Source organism: Streptomyces sp. NPDC001070, from assembly GCF_053598835.1.
In genome coordinates this window covers 59,135-78,134 of the sequence record NZ_JBSFLB010000021.1, presented here as the reverse complement: position 1 = coordinate 78,134, position 19,000 = coordinate 59,135, and the positions used below count along the sequence as shown (strand labels likewise).

Here is a 19,000-nt window from a genome sequence, read left to right as displayed (position 1 = left end):
TCACGCCTCCTGTCCGGCCGGGGCGCCGCCGAGCGTGCCGTCGGTGTCCTCGACGGTGCCGTCCGCGCCGATGTACCAGGTGCGGTGCGCCTCACCGGGGTAGGGCGGGGTGAACCGGCGGGTCTGCGCGGTCAGCACGGCGGCGGGCACGGGGTGGGCGCGGGTCGCGTTGCGCCGTGCCAGCTCCTCCTCGTCGACCACGGTCACCGCGTGCGTGATCAGGGCGTCACGGCGGCGGGCCACCGCGTGCACCAGGGAGCGCTGGTGCGGGTTGAGGGACGTCGCGTCCCACACCACCGTCGCACGTCCGGCCAGCGCGGTGTCGAGCCGGCGCAGTCCCTCGCGCAGGACGTCGGCGTTGCCGCGCTGGTCGGCGCGGGAGCCGCGGGCGAGGCGCAGGTCGTCGAGGCCGATGCGGACGGCGGTGCCGGGCAGCGTGTCGGCGAAGGTGCTCTTGCCGCTGCCCGCGGGTCCGGTCAGGTGGATCAGCCGGGGGAACTCCCCGGAGCGCCAGCGCCAGGTGGCGGCCACGGCCTCGTCGGCGCCGCCGATCCGTCCGGCGGCGTACGCGGCCCGGGCCTCCGTCCAGCAGCGGTCGGCCGCGTCGGGATCGAGGGCGGCGAGTGCGCCGCGCAGCCCGGACCGCAGCGGTTCCAGCGGCTCGGGGCCGAGCAGGCCGGCCTCCTCCGCGTGCAGCGCCGACCACTCGGTCTGCTCGCGGGCGGCGCCGTCCGGCGCGGCCGCGGACGCCACGGCGTGGAGCACGCCCAGGTCGGCGGCGAGCGCCACACGGGCGAGGCCGCCCGCGCGCTCCTCGTCGGGGTAAGGCCGGTGCAGGGCCGTGTGCAGTCCGGCCAGGTCGGCCACGCGCCGGGCCTGCGCCATGCCGAGCGGCCCGGCGAGGCGGGGCGCGAGGCGGACGCGGGGGTTGTCGTGCAGCAGCGCGGCGAGGACCCCGGCCAGCCGGGCGTCCCCGGTGCGTCCGAGCACGTCGAGCCGGGCGGAGACGTCGGCGGCGCGGTCGGCGGCCCCCGGGCCCGTGACGGGGACGCCCACGGCGGCGGCGAGCGCCCCGGCGTCGGGGGCCGCGCCGGAACGTACCGCCCACAGCGGGGCGGCCGGGCCGAGCCCGTTCTCGACGACGGGGGCGTGCATCCAGTGGGTGCCGGTGGTCACATGGCGTGCGCGCACCCACTTGGCGACATGCCGGCCGAACTCCTCGTACCGGAAGCCCTCGACGGTGCGGACGACGTAGCCCTCCTGCCGCGCCGTGTCGAGCCGCAGCGCGCGCAGCGCGCGTTCGTCGTACGTGCCGCGCCACAGCACCGGCGGCACCGGGATCCCGATCCGCCGCAGGAAGCGCACCGTGCCGTCCCAGTCGAGGCAGTGGTCGCCGTCCCACACCGAGAAACCGTAGAACCAGCTGTCCAGGTCCTCGTAGGCGAGGGAGTGGCGGGCGTGCAGATTCTCCCCGCACACCCGCAGGCCGGGCGGCAGGGAGGGGCCGATCCGCCCCTGGAGCGCCTTGACCCACGCCCGGGAGGGGTGGTGGGCCGAGTCGAGCGACCGGGCGTGCATCCCGTCGCGGTAGAGCGTGGTGTTCTCGCCGTCGAGTTTCTCGGTGACGACGACCTCGCGGCCCCGGAGCGCTCCGGTGTCCCCGGCGCGTATGTCGTCCGGCGTGGCCCCGGGCGACCAGGGCAGGTGCGGTGTGCGTGGATAGTGCGTGCGCATGGTGCCGGAATCCCCCGTGAGATGTGGTGCGCACTCACCGTAGGAACGCGGGAACCCGTGGGCCACCGATTAATCGGGGCGCACCACGGGGGAGGAATCAATTCCGGGAAACGAACGATCAGTGCGCGGCATCCCAATTCCTCGCACATGTAAGCACATTAATTGGGCCCTTGAGTTCTGCCCGTGAACGATTCCGGCTCCTCACGCTCAACAGGCTGCTCCCCTGCCGACGCGTCGCAGCACCCTCCGTCCGTCGCTGTGGGGCGGGGCGATCACAGCCGTCGTCCTGCTCGGCCACTGGGCCGTCACGCCGGGCACGAACGGCGACCTCCGGTACGTCCTCTGGTCGCCATGCGCGCATCCTCGCGCACAGGCCGCGGACGGGACCGGGTAGCGGCCGCAAAATGCTTGGTGGGGGCGGGGGGTGGGGCGGAATGATGGGCGGGTGACGTTCGTGGAGGTCGCCTGCGACGAGTCGGGCTGGGACGGCGAGAACCTGATCGGCGGGAACACGGACGTCTTCGCGCACGCGGGCGTGTGTGTCGCGGGCGAGGCCGCGGCCCGGGCCCTGCGGGAGATACGTGAGCGGATCCGCTCGCCCGCCGAGGAGTACAAGGCGAACCATCTGCTGCGCGAGAAGCACCGGGCGGTGCTGGAGTGGTTCCTGAGGCCGGCGGGGCCGCTGGGCGGCGACGCCTCGGTGCACCTCGTCGACAAGGCGTGGTTCGTGGTCGTGGCGGTCGTCGGCGTGCTGGCCCCGGGGCCGTCCGCCGCGGTGCGGGCGGCCGTGCTGTACCGCGAGGGAAGGCGCACCCTGGACGCGGCGCGGTGGCGCGCGTTCCTCCGGGCCGCCAACGAGCTGGTGCGCACCAGGAACCACGAGGACGGGAACGCTCCCGTCGACCCGTTCTACCGGGCTCTGGAGGCGCTGGATCCCGCGGACGGCGGTGACGGCGCCCTCTCCGGGGTCGTCGGGGTGCTGCGTAGGGCCAGGCCACGGGCGGAGGCGTTCCGGGCGCGGCTCGCGGCGGCGCCGGACGCGATGGAGCCCCTGGATCCGCTCTTCCCCGCGCTGGAGCGCACGACAGCGCGCTGGTGCGAGGGCGGGGCGCGGGTGCACATCGTGCACGACCGGCAGAACTCGCTCACCGAGGAGCGGATCGCACGGCTCGGGGCGGCCCTGGCGCCGGAACTGCGGCCGGCGGGGCTGCGGCTGGCCGAGTCGCGCCACGACCCGCGGATCCAGCTCGCCGACTTCCTCGCCGGAGTCGCGCGGAAGCTGGCCTCTGACGAGCTGGCCGGCCGCGGTGACACGGCGCTGACCGGCCTGCTGCGGCCCTACGTGGATCCGCTCTCGGTGTGGGGCGACGACCGGAGCTGGTCGCGGCTGGGGCCCGTGCCCGCCGCGACCGGGCCCCGGCCGCCGGCGCCTCAGCTCGCGCCGCTGAGCTTCGTGACGCGGTGCGCCAGGGCGACGGAGTAGCTCTGCCCGCGGTCCTGCGGGGAGATCTGCGCCATCGTGGCGAGCGTGACCCGGCTCATGTGCGTGCGGTGCTCCGGGATCAGCGAGCGGTACTCGGGGGTGACGACCGGCTGGGCGAGGGGGCGCGGGAGAAGGGCCGTTCCTGGATCCAGGAGCGGTCGAAGTCCGGGTTGAGCCGCTGCGGGTACGGGATGAACCGGTCCAGCAGCTCCGCGGAGCCGGTGGTGAAGCGCCAGTCGTCCCGCGGCACGTGGTCGGGACGGCCCGTCGTCTCCTGCGGCGGGCCGTCCCGACCGGCGCGGATCAGGATCCGCCGTCCTCCGCGACCGGGCCCGGGACTCCGTCGGCGGCCGTGGGCGTGGCGGCCCCGGCGTCCTCCCAGGCGCGCAGACAGGCCTTGATCGCCTGCCGGTTGCGTCGCAGCACGTCGATGCGGCGTTCGATGCCGCCGAGTTGGCGTCGCAGTCCGTCCAGATCCTTCGCCGCCGGACACGCGGCCGGGGTCTTCGCCTCATCCCGCCTACGCGGGGACGGAGCCCTGCCGGCCCGTGGGCGTGTGCGCCTCACGCGGTGGCGGGCCTCTCGGGTACGCACCGCCATGCCAGGACCGCGGCGGCCAGATAGGCGAGCGCCCCGACGGCCATCGCGAGACGCAGCCCCGTGCCGTAGTCGGCGGCGGTGGCGAGCAGGGTGCCGCCGAGTGCCACGCCGGTGGCGCTGCCGATCTGGCGGGTGGTGTTGAACAGGGCGGAGGCCGTCCCCGAGTACCCCGGGGGCGCGGCCGCCATCACGGTGGTGGTCGTGCCGGTGAGGGCGAAGGAGGTGCCGAAGCCCGCGGCGGTCATCGGGGCCACCAGCAGCGGGTAGGCGGGGTCGGTGCCCGCCGCGGCCCAGCCGGCCAGCCCGAGGGCGGCCACGAGCATGCCGGTGACGACCAGCGGGCGGTCGCCGGTCCTGCGGGCCAGCCGCCCGGACAGGACGGAGGCGAACATGGTCATCGCCACCGCGGGGAAGAGCGCCAGCCCGGTGCCGAGGGCGCTGAAGCCGCGCTGGTGCTGGAAGTACAGGCTGGCGGTGAACACCATGCCGTAGAAGGCGAAGTTGAACAGCAGCCCGATCACGGCGCCACCGCCGATCGCACGCGAGCGCAGCAGGCCCGGCGGGATGGCGGGGGACCGCGCCATCCGCTCGCGCACGGCGAAGGCCGCGGCCGCCAGCAGGGCCAGGCCCGCCCACGCCAGGACGGCCGGATCGGACCAGCCGCGCCGGCCGGCCTCGTTGAGGGCGGCGGTGAGCAGCGCGACCGCCGCCACGACCGCGCACTGCGCGGGCCAGTCCAGGGCCCGGTCGGCGCGCCGGGGCGAGGGCGCCACGTGCCGCAGCGTGAGCACCAGGCAGGCGACGCCGACGGGCAGGTTGACCAGGAACACCCATCGCCAGCCCACCGTGGAGACGAGCAGCCCGCCCAGCAGCGGTCCGGCGGAGGCCGCGATGCCCGCCATCGAACCCCACAGCCCGACGGCCCGCGAGCGCGCGGCGGGAGCCGGGTAGGCCTGCTGGAGCAGTGCCAGCGAGCCGGGCACGATCAACGCCGCGCCCAGCCCCTCCACCAGGCGGGCCGCGACCAGGGACGGGGTGTTCTGCGCGAGCGCGCACGCGGCCGAGGCGGCGGTGAACACGGCCACGCCGGTGCAGAAGATCCGGCGGTTCCCCAGCCGGTCGCCCAGCGCGCCAGCGGTCAGCAGCAGTCCGGCGAACACCATGGTGTACCCGTCGGTGATCCACTGGATCCCGGTGAGCGAGGCCGACAGCTCCCGGCCCACCACGGGCACGGCGACGTTGACGACGGTCACGTCCAGGATGACCATGAAGTACCCGGCGCACACCGCGAACAGCGGCGTCCGGGACCACGGCCCGGCCTCCCGCCCCGGCCCGGGGACGGGCGCGTGCGCGGACCCACCCCCCTCGGCGGCCTCCGCGAACGGCATGCCCTCGACCCCATCCCGTACGCATCGGTTCAGTGCCGGATGTCACAGTAAGGGGTACTTCGCTCGCATTCGGGGGATCGGCGCGCTGACCCAGGACCGCTCGGCTCGTGCCGCTCAGCCCGGTCCGGCGGAGCGGCGGCGCAGCAGGTAGGTGTCCATGATCCAGCCCTTGCGTTCGCGGGCCTCGGTGCGTGCCCGGACGATGCGCTCCGAGGTCTCGGCGAGCGGGCCGGAGAGCAGGATCTCGTCCTCGGTGCCCAGATAGGCGCCGTAGTGGATGTCCACGCCCTCGGGGTCGAGCCTGGTGAAGGCGTCACGGCCGTCGAGCATGACCACCACGTCGTCGACACCCTCGGGGAGGCCCTCGGCGAGACGGCGGCCGGTGGTGATCTGCAGGGGGCGGCCCACTCGAGTGAGGGTGAGGCGGTGGCGTGCCGCGAGGGCGGCGACGCTGCTGATCCCCGGAACGACCTCGTAGGTGCAGGACCCGGGCGCGCGGGCGAGGGCCTCGTCGACCACGGCGATCACGCTGTCGTAGAGGGACGGGTCGCCCCAGACCAGGAAGGCCCCGGTCTCCCCGGGGCCCAGATGGGCGGCGAGGAGTTCCGCCACGAGGTCGGCGCGGCGCCGGCGCCAGTCGTCGACGGCGTCCGCGTAGCCGGGCGCGGTGCGGTCGCGCTCGGCGTCGGGGACCTCGACGAGGCGGTGCCCGGGGCGGGCGTGCTCCACCAGCATGTGCCGGCGCAGGCGGATCAGGTCCTGGCGTTCCTCCGGCTTGCCGAGGACGAAGAAGACGTCCGTACGGCCGATTGCCTTGACCGCCTGAAGGGTGAGGTGTTCGGGATCGCCCGCGCCGATGCCGATGACGAGGATGTGTCGCATGCGGTGATTGTGCCCTGTGGTGTGCCCGTGGCGGCCACCACGGCAACTGTTCCCGGGACGTCCTGTGATGTCCCTCACGGCGGATTGGGCGGTTACGGTGCGACTTAGTAGCTGGCACCCGCACGGCATATATGATCCATCCGGAACGGAATGGGACATATTTCGCACAGGGGGGCGACGGCATCCGATCCGTACGGCGTCGTGGGCCACTCCCGGGGCGGGGACTGCTTTCTGAAGGACCATCAGGTCTCTTCCGGATGATGAATTCGGTGCCGCGGCACGCTCACCCGCCGGGCGCAAGAGGCGTCTTGGCTACGAGTCCGCGTAGTACCGATCTTTCATTGCCCGATGTTCGGGACGGTCCACACAATGGCCGGGCCCGCACGCCATCACGGCAGCTCAGGCGGGTTGTGAACACGGACGCCGAACCCTCGAGTGAGGTCACGCAATGACGAAGCACCGCCGGACGAAGCACTTCCGGAAGATGGCCGTCGCCGCCCTCGCCGTCGCCGCCGTGGGTGTGCCCTCGGTAGCCATGGCTTGCGTCGACGGTCAGCAGGGCCCGCAGAACAACGAGTCCCAGGGCCGCTGGAAGCACGCGTCGTGGGACGGATCCTGGAACGGCACGTGGTCCAAGGGCGGCCACTGGGGCGGCCACTGGGGCGGCCGGCCGTCCTCGGCCCCCTCCTCCGCACCGTCGGCCCCGGCCCCCTCCGCGCCGTCGTCGGCGCCCTCCGCGGCGCCGAGTTCCCCGGCGGCCGGTTCCGGCTCCACCCTGACGGGAGCGGCGGCCACCGTGCTCGACCTGGTGAACCAGGAGCGCGCGAAGGTCGGCTGCTCGGCCCTGAAGGTCAACTCCAAGCTGACCAAGGCCGCACAGGACCACAGCAAGGACATGGCCTCGCACCAGAACATGTCGCACACCGGCTCCGACGGCTCGTCCCCCGCCGACCGCATCTCCTCGAGCGGCTACAGCTGGAGCAGCTACGGCGAGAACGTGGCCTACGGCTACGCCTCCGCCTCCAGCGTGATGAGCGGCTGGATGTCCAGCCCGGATCACAAGCGGAACATACTGGACTGCTCCTTCAAGGAGATAGGGATCGGACTGGCGCAGCCCGGCAACTACTGGACGCAGGACTTCGGCGCCGCGCGCTGACGCCGTGCGCCGGGAGGACCGGCCGCCCCCGTGGCGGCCGGGCCTCCCGGCATGCGTACGGCGGGATCAGCGCAGCCCGCGGCCGAGCGCGTTGATCAGCTCGCCGTCGGAGGTGTCCCCGCTCAGCTCCCAGAAGAAGGCGCCGCCGAGTCCCTGGGACTTGGCCCAGGCGGCCTTGCCGCGGACGGTGAGCGGGGTGTCGTAGCTCCACCACTCGTCGCCGCAGCGGGCGTACGCGGTGCCCGCGACCACGTGCGTGGCCGGGCACCGGGTCTTGAGCACCTTGTAGTCCTCGCTGCCCGGCTCCCACGTGCCGGGGGCCGGTCCGGTGGCGCTGCCGCCGGGCGCCGTCTGCGTCACCCCGCTCCAGCCGCGGCCGTAGAAGCCGAGGCCGAGCAGGAGTTTGCGGGCGGGGATGCCCAGGCGGAGCAGCTTGTGGACGGTCGCCGCGGCGTTGGCGCCCTGCGCGGGGATGCCCCGGTAGGAGGTGAGCGGGGAGTGCGGGGCGGTCGGGCCGGTGGCGGACCAGGTGCCGAAGTAGTCGTAGGTCATCGGGTTGTACCAGTCGACGTACTTCGCGGCGCCCGCGTAGTCCGCGGCCTCGATCTTGCCGCCGTCCGAGGCGTCGGCGGTGATGGCGGCGGTGACCAGGTTCTTCTTGCCGAAGCGGTGGCGCAGCGCGCCCATCAGGTCCGTGTACGCGGTGGGGCCGCTGGTGTCGCAGGACATGCCGCAGGCGTTGGGGTACTCCCAGTCGATGTCGATGCCGTCGAAGACGTCGGCCCAGCGCGGGTCCTCGACGAGGTCGTAACAGGAGTCGGCGAAGGCCTTCGGGTCGGCGGCGGCCTGCGTGAAGCCGGGCGACCAGGTCCAGCCGCCGAAGCTCCAGAGGATCTTGATGTTCGGGTACTGCTTCTTGAGCTTGCGCAGCTGGTTGAAGTTGCCGTGCAGCGCGCCTTCCGCGGTGCTGTCGGCGACGCCGTCGACGCTGCCCGCCGCGTCGTAGGGCTTCTGGTAGTCGGCCCACTCGTCGCCGACGGCGCACTTGCCGTCCGTCACGTTGCCGAAGGCGTAGTTGATGTGGGTGAGCCGGGAGGCGGCGCCCGAGGTGACGACGTTCTTGACGTGGTAGTCGCGGGCGTAGATGCCCCAGTCGATGAAGTAGCCGACCACCTTCGAGGTGGTGTGCGGGGCGGGGTGGCCGTGGGACGCCGCCGCGGAGACCGGCTGGGCCGCGGCGGGGCCGGTGACCAGGCTCGCGGTGAGCAGCGCCGTGCCTGCGGCGACGAGGCCGACCAGGGCTCTGCGGAACCGTGATCCCTGCTGTCTGGGCATGGAGTCACCTCTGGTGAGGAAGCGGTCGTGAGCGCGCGAGGGTGCGGGGACACCCTAGAAGGACTAGACCAATAGGGTCAATGGTCTGCACCAATAAGGAAGTCCCCGCTCCCCACGCGGCGCTGACCGCACGTCAGAAGGTCCGCCGCGGCGGCCCGGGGGCGGCCGGGCGGCGCGTTGTCCTGGGCACGGTGGGCGTGGGCGTGCGCCACGGGGGCCGCCGGGCCAGTCGCCGATGAAGCCCAGGTCGAAGACGGCCTCGACGCGGCGGCCGGCCCACTCGGCGGGGACGGTGCCGAGGGCCCCTATCCAACTGGTGGAGCAGGGGGTGCCCCAGCGGTCACCGGTGGCGAAGGGGACGTACTCGGCTGCCGGCGCCTCGCTCACGGGCACCGGCTCGCCGTCCACGTGCCACGCGGTGATCGTCAGCGGCACCTACGCGGCGTACACCTCGGGGCGGATGCGCTGTTCGAGGACGCGGTCGAGGCGCGCCTCGACCTGCTTGCGGTCGTCGTGCATGGGTGCGGGTCCCCTCAGTCCCGGAGGTAGGCGAGGTCGGGTACGTGCTTGCGGTAGCCGTCGAGCAGGCGCTGGGCGACGGCGACGGAGTCGACGAGCGGGTGCAGCGCGAAGGCACGCAGGGCGGCGGAGCGGTCGCCGGTGGCGGCGGCCGCGATGACGTTGCGCTCGACGGCCTTGACGGAGGTGACCAGGCCGACGGCGTGGTCGGGCAGCGGGTCGCCGACGATCGGGCGGGCGCCGTTGGCGTCCACGTGGCAGGGCACCTCGACGACGGCCTCGGCGTCCAGCGGCTCTATGGCGCGCCGGTTGCGGACGTTGAGGATCAGGGTCGTGCGCTCGTCGAGGGCGATGGCGCGCATGAGGGCGAGGGCGACCTTCTCGTAGCCGCCGGACTCCAGGTCGCAGGAGTCGCGTTCGCCGGCCCCGGCGGCCTCGCGGACGTCGGCGCCGTAAGTGGTCTCGCGCTCCAGGCGGGTGGCGTCCCAGGCCGCGAAGGGCTCGGTCCCCGGGGCGCGCATCTTCTCGTAGAAGCGCTGCTGCTGGTCGAGGAGGAAGGCGCCTCGGGTGTGCTCCGCCTCGCGGGCGGCGGCGACGGACTCGCGGTTGAAGTAGTAGTAGTGCAGGTACTCGTTGGGCACCGCGCCGAGGGTGCGCAGCCAGTCGGCGCCGAAGAGCCTGCCCTCCTCGAAGGAGGTCAGCGCGGCCTCGTCGGCGAGCAGCCGGGGCAGCAGGTCGACGCCGTCGACGCGGACCGCCCGCAGCCAGCCCAGGTGGTTCAGGCCCGCGTAGTCGAACCAGGCCCGGCCCGGGTCGATGCCCAGCGCCCGCGCCACGCGCTTGTTGAGGCCCACCGGCGAGTCGCAGATGCCGATGACGCGGTCCCCCAGGTGGTGGGACATCGCCTCGGTGACCATGCCGGCGGGGTTGGTGAAGTTGATGACCCAGGCCTCGGGGGCGAGCCGGGCGATGCGCTGGGCGATGTCGACGGCGACGGGGATGGTGCGCAGCCCGTACGCGATGCCGCCGGGGCCGACCGTCTCCTGCCCGAGGACGCCCTCGGCGAGGGCGACGCGCTCGTCGACGACGCGTCCGGCGAGTCCGCCGACGCGGATCGCGGAGAAGACGAAGTCGGCGCCGGTGACGGCCTCGTCGAGGTCGGTGGTGACGGTGACCCCAGGCGCGTCGGGGTATCCCTCCGCCTGCTGCCGCAGCACCCGGACGATCGCGTCGAGCCGGGCGGGGTCCAGGTCGTGCAGGGTCACATGGGTGACGCGGCCCTCGGCGCGGTCCTCCAGCAGGGCGCGGTAGACCAGCGGAACGCGGAAACCGCCTCCGCCGAGAATCGTGAGTTTCATGCCTCGACCACCTCCACCCCCGCCTCGCGCAGCGAGGTCCGGGTCGTCGCGTCCGCCGGGGCATTGGTCACCACGACGTCGATGTCCTCGGGCCCGCAGACCCGGGCCATGCCGGTGCCGGGGAACTTCCCGGCGTCCGCCGCGAGCACCACCTGGTCGCTCGCGGCGATCATGGCCCGTTTGACGGGCACCTCCACGGCGGTCGTGTCCAGTATCTGCCCGTCCGGGCGGATCCCGCTGGTGCCGAGGATGAGCCGGTCGGCCCGGACCTGGCGCAGGTTGTCCTCGGTGAGGAAGCCCACCAGGGAGCGGCACTCGCGGCGCACGACCCCGCCGAGCAGCACCAGTTGGATGTCCTTCTCGTCCTGCAGCTCCTCGTAGACCGCGAGGTTGCCGGTGATCACCGTGAGGGAACGGCCGCGCAACCGGCGGGCGACCCGCAGCGCGGTGGTCCCGATGTCCAGCAGGACCGTCTCGCCGTCCTGGATGATCTCGGCGCAGCGGACGGCGATGGCGTCCTTGGCCTCGACGCGGACGGCGGCGACGTCCGGGAACGGGTCGTCCTCGCCGGTGAGCGGTATCGCGCCGCCGTAGACCCGCTTCAGCAGGCCTTCGTCCTCGAGCTGGATCAGGTCCCGGCGGATCGTGGCCTGGCTGGCGCCGATCTGCCCGGCCAGCGCGGTCACCGAGGTGGGGCCGTCCGACCGCAGGGCGCGGAGGATCAGCTCATGTCGTCGGTCGGGGAGCATGGCACGAACACTACGCCCGCCTTCTGCAAAGTCAATCAAAGTCGAGCAGATTTGTGATTGACCCTTGTCAAACCACTGCATACTTCGGCGGCCAGAAGACCATCGACGTCTTCGGGCCGGCCGCCGAGGCGATTCCGCCCCAAGGGGCTCACCGCCCGCCTCGTGCTGATCGGCGCCGTCCGCGGCTGACCGCACGACTCCCGGGGCACCGGGACGAACTGCGGCGCCCGGCGCCCCGGGACGCCCTCGCCGGGCGGTCAGCCCGGCTGGACCGTGACGACGCCGGTCCCGGTGGTGGCCGTGATGCGGTGCGGCGATGAGGGGTCGGTGGGCACGGAGACCTCCTTCATCCCGACGTCGGCGGTGGCCCGCACGTCGTACGCGGAGCCGGACGGCACGGTGACGGTCACCGCGCCGTTCCCGGTGGCCGCGTCGACGTTCCCCGGCGCGACCGTGAAGGCCGCCTCGACGGTGCCGTTCCCGCTCTTCAGGGTCGCCCTGCGGGCGCCCAGCGCGGTGCCCGCGACGCCGCCGTTCCGCGTGGTGAGGTCCACCGGGCCGGCCACCCCCTCCACGTCGACGTCACCGTTGTCGAGCGTGACGGTGACCGGCGTGGCCGCGGGCACCGTGACGACGTAGTCGACCCGGCACGGCAGACTGCCCCCGCACCCGGAGCCGGTCAGCTCCAAGGTGCCGTCCGCGACGTGGTGGCGAGTGGTGGGCCTGACGTCCCCGTACTCCAGCGTCTCCACCACCGACATCGGCCCGCTGCGCACGGTGACCCGCACGGAGCCGTTCACATTGCGCACCTTGAGGGCCTTCGCTCCGGAGACCTCGTACGAGTGCGGCGATGACCCGGCCGAGGCGCCGCCGGCCGCCCCGGGGCTCGAAGCGGGCGCGGACCTCGCCGCGGACCCCGGGGCCGAGGGCTCCCGCTCGCCGCCGCCCGCGTCGCAGGAGGCGACGAACCCGGTCGCCGCGAGGGCCAGGACGGCCGCCACCACGCGCCAACTCTTCACCACTGCCTTCTCCTTGCACGTCGTCAACAACCGCCCCATGGGGAGCATATCGCTGCAAAGGAGGCATTCCCGATCCTCCGATGGGGTGACCCGCCGGCCCGGACGCGGGCACACGCGCTTCGACCGGGGCGCGGCGAACGGGCGGCAGCCGGCGTCCGGGTGGCGCGCGGTCGGGCGGGGGAAGAGGCGTGGCGGTCGCGCCGGGCGCCCGCCGCCCACCGCTACGGTCCGTGCATGGGACCGGGTATCGCCTTCGCTCTGTGTGCCGCCGTGCTGATGGGGACGGCGACCGTGATACAGGCCATGGGAGCGCGCCGGGCCGCCGCGGGGACACCGGGGGCGCCCGGGTCGGGGGCGCGGACGCTGCTGGCGGCGCTGCGGCGCTGGCCGTTCGTGGTCGGCGTCGGGATGGACATGCTGGGCTTCGCGGCGGAGCTGATCGCCCTGCGGTCCGTGGCGCTGTTCGTGGTCGAGGCGGCGCTGGCGTCCTCCCTCGCGGTCACCGCGGTCGTTGCGGCGCTGCTGCTCAAGGTCCGGCTGCGCGCGGCGGAGTGGACGGCGGTGGGGGCGGTGTGCGCCGGGCTCGCCGTGCTCGCGGTGTCGGCGGGCCGGGACGGCCGCGGTGAAGGGGACGTGCGGCTGCGGCTGGCGATCCTCGTCACGGCGGTGGTACTGGCGGTCGCGGGCCGGGTCGTGGAGAGCCGCGTGGCGCGGAGCAGGGCGGCCGTGCTCGGTGCCGTGGCCGGGCTGAGCTTCGGCGTCGTGGCGGTGGCGGTGCGGATGCTGATCGGCTTTTACATGGGCGAGTTGCTCGCCGATCCCGCGACGTACGCCGTGGTGATCTCGGGGATCACCGGCTTCGTCTTCCTCGTCGATGCCCTCCAGGCGGGCTCGGTGACCGCCGCGACGGCGGCGATGGTGATCACCGAGTCGCTGTGGCCGGCGGTCTTCGGGGTGGTGTGGCTGGGGGACTCGACGCGCCACGACCGCGCCCCGCTGGCCGTCCTCGGCTTCGTGCTGTCGATCGCGGGGGCCCTGGCCCTGGCACGGTTCGGGGAGGCCGAGCAGAACGCGCCGCCCGCGTGAGCCGCGGGCGGCGCGCCGTACGGGGCCGGTTCGGCGGATCAGCGCGTCACCGTCCGGGCCAGGTCCACTCGGCGACCTCGGGCAGGTCCATGCCGTGCTCGCGGATCCAGGCGTGGTGGCGCAGCCGGGAGTCCTCCATCAGCTGCCGTACCGGCGCGGCCCGTACGGCGAGTCCCGGGACGCGGTCGATGACGTCCATGACCAGCCGGAAGCGGTCGAGGTCGTTGCGGACGACCATGTCGAAGGGCGTGGTCGTGGTGCCGATCTCCTTGTAGCCGCGCACGTGCAGGTTCACGTGTCCGGCGCGGCGGTAGGCGAGGCGGTGGATGAGCCACGGGTACCCGTGGTAGGCGAAGATGACCGGCTTGTCGCGGGTGAACAGCGCGTCGTAGTCGGGGTCGGCCATGCCGTGCGGATGCTCGTCCCGCGGCAGCAGCCGGGCGAGGTCGACGACGTTGACCACCCGTACGGACAGCTCGGGCAGGTGACGGCGGATCAGGGAGGCGGCGGCCAGGACCTCCTGGGTGGGCACGTCGCCGGCGCAGGCGAGGACGACGTCGGGTTCGCGGGTGCCGTCCTCGGTGCCGGCCCACTGCCATACGCCGGCGCCGCGGGCGCAGTGGGCGCGGGCGGCGTCGAGGTCGAGCCAGTCGAAGCAGGGCTGCTTGCCCGCGACGACGACGTTGACGTAGTCGCGGCTGTGCAGCACGTGCTCGGCGGTCGACAGCAGGGTGTTGGCGTCCGGCGGCAGGTAGACCCGGACGACCTCGGGCGCCTTGTTGAGGATGTGGTCGATGAATCCGGGGTCCTGGTGGGAGAAGCCGTTGTGGTCCTGCCGCCACACGTGCGAGGTGAGCAGGTAGTTGAGGGAGGCGATGGGCCGGCGCCAGGGCAGCGCCCTGGTGGTGCGCAGCCACTTGATGTGCTGGTTGACCATCGAGTCGACGATGTGGACGAAGGCCTCGTAGCAGGAGAACAGCCCGTGCCGGCCGGTGAGGAGGTAGCCCTCCAGCCAGCCCTGGCAGGTGTGCTCGGACAGGATCTCCATGACGCGGCCGTGCCGGTCGAGGTACTCGTCGACGTCGAGGATCTCCGCCTGCCAGGCCTTGCCGCTGGCCTCGTAGACGGCCTGGAGCCGGTTGGAGGCGGTCTCGTCCGGGCCGACCAGCCGGAAGTCTCGGCGCTCCGCCGTGTCGGCCATGACCCGTTCCAGCAGACTGCCCAGGATCCGGGTGGGCTCGTGGAGGGTGGCCCCGGGCTTGTCGACCTCGACGGCGAAGCGCTCCAGCGGCGGCACGGGCAGATCGCGCAGCAGCAGCCCGCCGTTGGCGTACGGGGTGGCGCCGAGCCGCAGGTCGCCCTCGGGCACGCAGGCCAGCACCTGCCCGGTGGGGGCGCCGTGCTCGTCGAACAGCTCCTGCGGCCGGTACGAGCGCATCCACTCCTCGAGCTGCCGCAGGTGCGCGGGGTTGTCGCGGACCGCGGCCATCGGCACCTGGTGGGCGCGCCAAGTCCCCTCCACGGGCACTCCGTCGACCTCGGCCGGGCCGGTCCAGCCCTTGGGGGTGCGCAGCACGATCATGGGCCAGCGGGGACGCCCGCCGTTGCCGCCGCCGTTCCTGGCGGCGCCCTGGATCTGCGCGATGCGGTCCAGGGCGGAGTCCATCGCCTCTGCCATCGCGCCGTGGACGGCCAGCGGGTCGTCGCCCGTGACGTGCAGGGGTTCGTGGCCGTAACCGCGCAGCAGCTCGTCGAGCTCGCTCTCGGGCAACCGGGCCAGCACGGTCGGGTTGGCGATCTTGTAGCCGTTCAGGTGGAGGACCGGCAGGACGGCGCCGTCGTGGACGGGGTCGAGGAACTTGTTGGAGTGCCAGGAGGCGGCCAGCGGCCCGGTCTCGGCCTCTCCGTCACCGATGACGCAGGCGACCACCAGGTCGGGGTGGTCGAAGGCGGCTCCGTAGGCGTGCGAGAGGGAGTAGCCCAGTTCGCCGCCCTCGTGGATCGACCCGGGGGTCTCCGGGGCGACGTGGCTCGGCACGCCCCCGGGGAAGGAGAACTGCCGGAACAGCCTGGCCATGCCGGTGGCGTCGCGGGGGACGTCCGGGTAGGTCTGCGAGTAGCTGCCCTCCAGCCACGCGTTCGCCAGGACGGCCGGGCCGCCGTGGCCCGGGCCCCAGATGGCCAGCGCCCGCTGCCCGCGGGCCCTGATCACCCGGTTGAGATGGGTGTGCACGAGATTCAGGCCGGGTGAGGTGCCCCAGTGGCCGAGCAGCCGTGGTTTCACGTGTTCGGGGCGGAGCGGTTCGGCCAGGAGCGGATTGCCCATCAGGTAGATCTGGCCGACGGCCAGGTAGTTCGCGGCGCGCCAATGGGCGTCGAGGGCATGGAGCTCCTCGTCGTGCATGGCTTCCTCCGAAACGTCGGGTACGGGGGATCTCCTCTCCAGACTCGGCATTCCCGGTGACGGTCCGCTAGGGCCGGATGGGGCCTCTTGCGGTTGTCCGAATGCCGCCGGATTGTTCGACACGAGCCGTGATCTGGAGTCCGCGTGCCGGAGGAAGGAACAGGGAAGATCGCGGATTGAGCGGATTCGTGCGATCGGGACCGCTTTCACCGCATCCCCGGCACGGCCCCGCCGCCAGGGCCTACGGTCCCGGAATCGGCCCCGTAGGCACGACCCGGATGGACAGGGGAAACCACGATGCACAAGACCCGGCCCGACTCGGCGTCGGCCCCGGCGGTCGGCGACCCCGCCGCCGAGGAGATGTTCCGCGCCCTGCTCGAGGCGGCCCCGGACGCCATGGTCATCGTGGACGACACCGGCACCATCAGACTGGTCAACGCCCAGACCGAGTCGCTGTTCGGCCACACCCGGCAGGAGCTGCTGGGCCACCCCGTCGAAGTGCTCGTGCCCCGGCGTTTCCGGAGCCACCACCCCACCTACCGGCACGGCTACGCGGACAACCAGCAGGTGCGGCCGATGGGCGCCGGGCTGGAGCTGTACGGACTCCGCAAGGACGGCCGGGAGTTCCCGGTGGAGATCAGCCTCAGCCCGCTGCAGACCGCCGACGGCCTGCTGATCTCGGCGGCGGTGCGCGACGTCAGCGAGCGCAAGGCCGCCGAGGAGCGCATCAACGAGCTGGCGGTGCTGGTCGAGTCGTCCCAGGACGCGATCCTCGCCAAGACCCTCGACGGCCGGATCACCTACTGGAACGCGGCGGCGCAGCGGCTGTACGGCTACTCCTCGGAGGAGGCCATCGGCCGGCACGTGTCGATGCTGGCCCCGGCGCATCTGAAAGAGGAGATCGCGACCCTGCTGGACCGGCTGTCGCGCGGCGAGCGGGTCGAGCACTTCGAGACGCTGCGGGTCACGAGCACCGGGCGGCTGCTGGACGTGGACGTCACCCTCTGGCCGATCCGCGGCCGGGACGGGTCCATCGTCGGGGCCTGCTCCATCGTGCGCGACATCGCCGACCTCAAACGCGCCGAGGAGGAGCTGACGGAGCTGTACCGGCAGCAGCGGCACATCGCCCTGACCCTCCAGCGCAGCCTCATGGGGTCACCTGCGGAGCCGCCCGGTATGCGCACCGCCAGCCGGTACTTCCCCGCGACGCAGGGCGCGGGCGTCGGCGGCGACTGGTTCGACCTCATCCCGCTGGGCGGCGGTCAGGTGGGCGTGCTCATCGGCGATGTGATGGGCAGGGGCCTGGAGGCCGCCGCCGTGATGGGGCAGCTGCGGTCGGCTGCGCGCGCGCTGGCCAAGACCGGCATACCCCCGCGGCAGCTGATGCAGGCGCTCGACGCCTTCGTCACCGACCTGCCCGACCAGCTCGTCACCTGCTGCTATCTCGTGGTGGACCCGGACGCGGGCGAGGTGACGGTCTGCTCCGCGGGGCATCTGCCGGTGCTGCTGGTCGACCCGGGTCCCGAGGCCGCCGTACGCGAGCTGCCCGCGCCGATCAGTGTGCCCCTCGGTGTCGGCGACGTGCCCCACCAGCAGGTCTGCCTGCCCGTACCGGCCGGGTCGACACTCGTGCTGTACACGGACGGGCTGGTCGAGACCCCGCGCTCCGACATCGACGAGCAACTGGGGCGCCTCGGAATGGAGTTGTGCACCGCCTTCGGTCGGTCCGCGGGGCTGGAGGAGGCCGCCGACATGGTGCTGGCCTCGCTACGCCCCGACGCCGACGGCCACGCCGACGACGTCACACTGCTGCTCGCCCGGCTGCCCGAGGCGCCGCTCGCCGCGACCGCCATGGAGGTGCCGAGCCACCCCTCGGCGGTGGCCGAAGCGCGTGGTTTTGTACGCGAGACCCTGCGCGCCTGGGGGTGCGACCCGATCTCGGACGCCGCCTGCCTGCTGGCCTCGGAGGTGCTCACCAACGCCGTGCGGCACGCCCAGGGGCCCTTGCGGCTGCGGCTGCACCGGACGGACCACGACGTCACAGTCGAGGTCACCGACCACAGCACACACATCCCGGAGCGCCGGCCCGCCGAACTCGGCGACGAGTCGGGGCGCGGGCTGCTTCTGGTCGAGGCCCTGGCCACGGGCTGGGGCACCCGGCCGTCCAGCGACGGCAAGACCGTCTGGTTCACCCTTCAGCTGACGCATCCGTGACGGGCCGGCCGCCGCCGCCCGTCACCTCGACGAAGTGCGGGTTGTGCATCACGCCGAGAAGGTTGCCGAAGGGATCGACGGCGGCTCCGGCGACGAAGCCGTGGCCGTGGTCGCGCGGCGCCTCGTGCTCACGGGCCCCGAGGGAGAGCAGGCGCTTCCAGGTGGACTCGATGTCGTCGACGTGCCAGTGGGCGACGACGCCGGCGGGCGCGGACGGCGGGCGGGAGACGCGGTCAGTTCCGGTCCGCATGGGGAGAACGCCGACGGCGGCCGCGTTCACGACGGCGCGGGCCGCGCGCCGCTGGTCCCGGGCCGCCGCCCGTCCGTAGCATCGGGCCATGGCAACCCTGTGGGAGCTCATGCGCGACTGCATCCCCGACGACCACGCCCGCCAGGTCACGTCGCGCTTCTACCTCGATCAGGCCATGACCTCCGAGCAGGCCCCCGACCGGGTGGTCGACCTCGGCTGCGGCCGCGGCACGTCGGTCGCGCTCTTCCGCCGGCACAACCCGCGGGTGCGGTGGGTGGGCGTCGACATCCGCGACTCCCCCGAGGCACGGCAGCGCCCGGCCGGGAAGGAGGCGGTCGTCCACTACGACGGCGTCCGCCTGCCCTTCCGCTCGGACACCGTCCCGCTGATCTATTCGCACCAGGTGTTCGAGCACGTCGTGCACCCGAGGGAGCTGCTGGCCGAGATCGGCCGGGTGCTGCGGCCGGGCGCGGTCTTCATCGGCAGCACGTCGCAGTTCGAGCCCTACCACTCGTTCAGCCTGTGGAATTACACCCCGTACGGGTTCCGGGTGCTGGTCGAGGAGGCCGGCCTGCGCCTGGAGGAGATCCGTCCGTCGCTCGACGGGGTGACCCTGATCATGCGCACGTACCACGGCAGGCCTTCGGAGTACGGACGGTACTGGGACGAGACGTCGCCGCTGAACGCCGAGATCGACACCTGGGCCAAGCGGACGAAGCGGCACACCGCCCTGGTGAATCTGCGCAAGCTCACCTTCTGCGGGCAGTTCGCCTTCCGCGTGCGCAAGCCCGCGCGATAGCGATTTCCCGGCCCCTTCGGTCGC

At 73.1% G+C, this 19,000-nt stretch carries 16 protein-coding genes; 5 read left to right on the top strand and 11 right to left on the bottom strand.

Annotated elements, in window-relative coordinates; translation table 11 throughout:
• Positions 1-1,734, bottom strand: a complete 1,734-nt coding sequence (locus ACWDAS_RS25010) for an RNA ligase family protein (protein ID WP_450394840.1) — start codon at positions 1,732-1,734, stop codon at positions 1-3.
• A gap of 445 nt (positions 1,735-2,179) precedes the next feature.
• Here ACWDAS_RS25010 and ACWDAS_RS25005 point away from each other — a divergent pair, with 445 nt between their 5' ends.
• Positions 2,180-3,217, top strand: a complete 1,038-nt coding sequence (locus tag ACWDAS_RS25005; RefSeq protein WP_450394837.1) for a hypothetical protein — start codon at positions 2,180-2,182, stop codon at positions 3,215-3,217.
• Between the two features lie 79 nt (positions 3,218-3,296).
• On the opposite strand, the gene ACWDAS_RS25000 is transcribed toward ACWDAS_RS25005, so the two are convergent.
• The 4 genes from ACWDAS_RS25000 to cobF form a co-directional block, all read right to left on the bottom strand.
• Positions 3,297-3,467 (bottom strand): hypothetical protein, encoded by a 171-nt coding sequence (locus ACWDAS_RS25000; protein ID WP_450394835.1) that lies wholly within the window; start codon positions 3,465-3,467, stop codon positions 3,297-3,299.
• 53 nt (positions 3,468-3,520) lie between these two features.
• On the bottom strand, positions 3,521-3,643 hold the full coding sequence (locus ACWDAS_RS24995; protein WP_450394833.1) for a hypothetical protein: 123 nt from the start codon (positions 3,641-3,643) through the stop codon (positions 3,521-3,523).
• 137 nt (positions 3,644-3,780) lie between these two features.
• Complete coding sequence (locus ACWDAS_RS24990; RefSeq protein WP_450394830.1) at positions 3,781-5,205, bottom strand: MFS transporter; 1,425 nt, start codon at positions 5,203-5,205, stop codon at positions 3,781-3,783.
• Between the two features lie 114 nt (positions 5,206-5,319).
• Positions 5,320-6,087: a precorrin-6A synthase (deacetylating) gene (gene cobF, locus ACWDAS_RS24985; protein WP_450394827.1), complete on the bottom strand. Its 768-nt coding sequence runs from the start codon at positions 6,085-6,087 to the stop codon at positions 5,320-5,322.
• 448 nt (positions 6,088-6,535) lie between these two features.
• Between cobF and ACWDAS_RS24980 the strand changes: the two genes are divergently transcribed.
• The gene (locus tag ACWDAS_RS24980; RefSeq protein WP_450394825.1) at positions 6,536-7,243 is read left to right on the top strand and encodes a CAP domain-containing protein; all 708 of its coding nucleotides are present in this window, start codon (positions 6,536-6,538) and stop codon (positions 7,241-7,243) included.
• A gap of 66 nt (positions 7,244-7,309) precedes the next feature.
• Here the strand turns inward: ACWDAS_RS24980 and ACWDAS_RS24975 are convergent, their stop codons facing one another.
• The 4 genes from ACWDAS_RS24975 to ACWDAS_RS24960 all read right to left on the bottom strand — a co-directional run bounded on the left by ACWDAS_RS24975 (position 7,310) and on the right by ACWDAS_RS24960 (position 12,226).
• On the bottom strand, positions 7,310-8,578 hold the full coding sequence (locus ACWDAS_RS24975; protein ID WP_450394822.1) for a glycoside hydrolase family 18 protein: 1,269 nt from the start codon (positions 8,576-8,578) through the stop codon (positions 7,310-7,312).
• 533 nt (positions 8,579-9,111) lie between these two features.
• A complete protein-coding gene (locus tag ACWDAS_RS24970; protein WP_450394819.1) occupies positions 9,112-10,455 on the bottom strand; it encodes a 6-phospho-beta-glucosidase in 1,344 nt (447 codons plus the stop codon).
• On the bottom strand, positions 10,452-11,204 hold the full coding sequence (locus tag ACWDAS_RS24965; protein WP_450394816.1) for a DeoR/GlpR family DNA-binding transcription regulator: 753 nt from the start codon (positions 11,202-11,204) through the stop codon (positions 10,452-10,454). Before ACWDAS_RS24965 ends, ACWDAS_RS24970 begins: the two co-directional genes overlap by 4 nt.
• 257 nt (positions 11,205-11,461) lie before the next feature.
• Positions 11,462-12,226, bottom strand: coding sequence for a hypothetical protein (locus ACWDAS_RS24960; RefSeq protein WP_450394815.1), 765 nt, complete (start codon positions 12,224-12,226; stop codon positions 11,462-11,464).
• A 231-nt stretch (positions 12,227-12,457) separates the two neighbouring features.
• Here ACWDAS_RS24960 and ACWDAS_RS24955 point away from each other — a divergent pair, with 231 nt between their 5' ends.
• Entirely contained in the window at positions 12,458-13,309 is an 852-nt protein-coding gene (locus ACWDAS_RS24955) for a DMT family transporter (protein WP_450394813.1), read from the top strand.
• A gap of 46 nt (positions 13,310-13,355) precedes the next feature.
• Here the strand turns inward: ACWDAS_RS24955 and ACWDAS_RS24950 are convergent, their stop codons facing one another.
• Positions 13,356-15,764, bottom strand: coding sequence for a phosphoketolase family protein (locus ACWDAS_RS24950; protein WP_450394811.1), 2,409 nt, complete (start codon positions 15,762-15,764; stop codon positions 13,356-13,358).
• 246 nt (positions 15,765-16,010) lie between these two features.
• On the opposite strand from ACWDAS_RS24950, the gene ACWDAS_RS24945 reads away from it, so the two are divergent.
• The gene (locus tag ACWDAS_RS24945) at positions 16,011-17,927 is read left to right on the top strand and encodes a PAS domain S-box protein (RefSeq protein WP_450394809.1); all 1,917 of its coding nucleotides are present in this window, start codon (positions 16,011-16,013) and stop codon (positions 17,925-17,927) included.
• On the opposite strand, the gene ACWDAS_RS24940 is transcribed toward ACWDAS_RS24945, so the two are convergent.
• Positions 17,902-18,267, bottom strand: coding sequence for a VOC family protein (locus tag ACWDAS_RS24940; protein WP_450394806.1), 366 nt, complete (start codon positions 18,265-18,267; stop codon positions 17,902-17,904). The two genes, ACWDAS_RS24945 and ACWDAS_RS24940, sit on opposite strands and share 26 nt — an antisense overlap.
• Here ACWDAS_RS24940 and ACWDAS_RS24935 point away from each other — a divergent pair.
• A complete protein-coding gene (locus ACWDAS_RS24935) occupies positions 18,266-18,976 on the top strand; it encodes a class I SAM-dependent methyltransferase (RefSeq protein WP_450394803.1) in 711 nt (236 codons plus the stop codon). The two genes, ACWDAS_RS24940 and ACWDAS_RS24935, sit on opposite strands and share 2 nt — an antisense overlap.
• Positions 18,977-19,000: the final 24 nt, after the last annotated feature.

What these genes read in the sequence shown, in the direction of transcription:
- ACWDAS_RS24940 (WP_450394806.1), bottom strand. Translation starts at nt 18,267, where the DNA reads ATGGCCCGATGCTACGGACGGGCGGCGGCCCGGGACCAGCGGCGCGCG.
- ACWDAS_RS24935 (WP_450394803.1), top strand. Translation starts at nt 18,266, where the DNA reads ATGGCAACCCTGTGGGAGCTCATGCGCGACTGCATCCCCGACGACCAC.
- ACWDAS_RS25010 (WP_450394840.1), bottom strand. Translation starts at nt 1,734, where the DNA reads ATGCGCACGCACTATCCACGCACACCGCACCTGCCCTGGTCGCCCGGG.
- ACWDAS_RS24955 (WP_450394813.1), top strand. Translation starts at nt 12,458, where the DNA reads ATGGGACCGGGTATCGCCTTCGCTCTGTGTGCCGCCGTGCTGATGGGG.
- ACWDAS_RS24970 (WP_450394819.1), bottom strand. Translation starts at nt 10,455, where the DNA reads ATGAAACTCACGATTCTCGGCGGAGGCGGTTTCCGCGTTCCGCTGGTC.
- ACWDAS_RS24990 (WP_450394830.1), bottom strand. Translation starts at nt 5,205, where the DNA reads ATGCCGTTCGCGGAGGCCGCCGAGGGGGGTGGGTCCGCGCACGCGCCC.
- ACWDAS_RS24980 (WP_450394825.1), top strand. Translation starts at nt 6,536, where the DNA reads ATGACGAAGCACCGCCGGACGAAGCACTTCCGGAAGATGGCCGTCGCC.
- ACWDAS_RS24975 (WP_450394822.1), bottom strand. Translation starts at nt 8,578, where the DNA reads ATGCCCAGACAGCAGGGATCACGGTTCCGCAGAGCCCTGGTCGGCCTC.
- cobF (WP_450394827.1), bottom strand. Translation starts at nt 6,087, where the DNA reads ATGCGACACATCCTCGTCATCGGCATCGGCGCGGGCGATCCCGAACAC.
- ACWDAS_RS24945 (WP_450394809.1), top strand. Translation starts at nt 16,011, where the DNA reads ATGCACAAGACCCGGCCCGACTCGGCGTCGGCCCCGGCGGTCGGCGAC.
- ACWDAS_RS24965 (WP_450394816.1), bottom strand. Translation starts at nt 11,204, where the DNA reads ATGCTCCCCGACCGACGACATGAGCTGATCCTCCGCGCCCTGCGGTCG.
- ACWDAS_RS24950 (WP_450394811.1), bottom strand. Translation starts at nt 15,764, where the DNA reads ATGCCGAGTCTGGAGAGGAGATCCCCCGTACCCGACGTTTCGGAGGAA.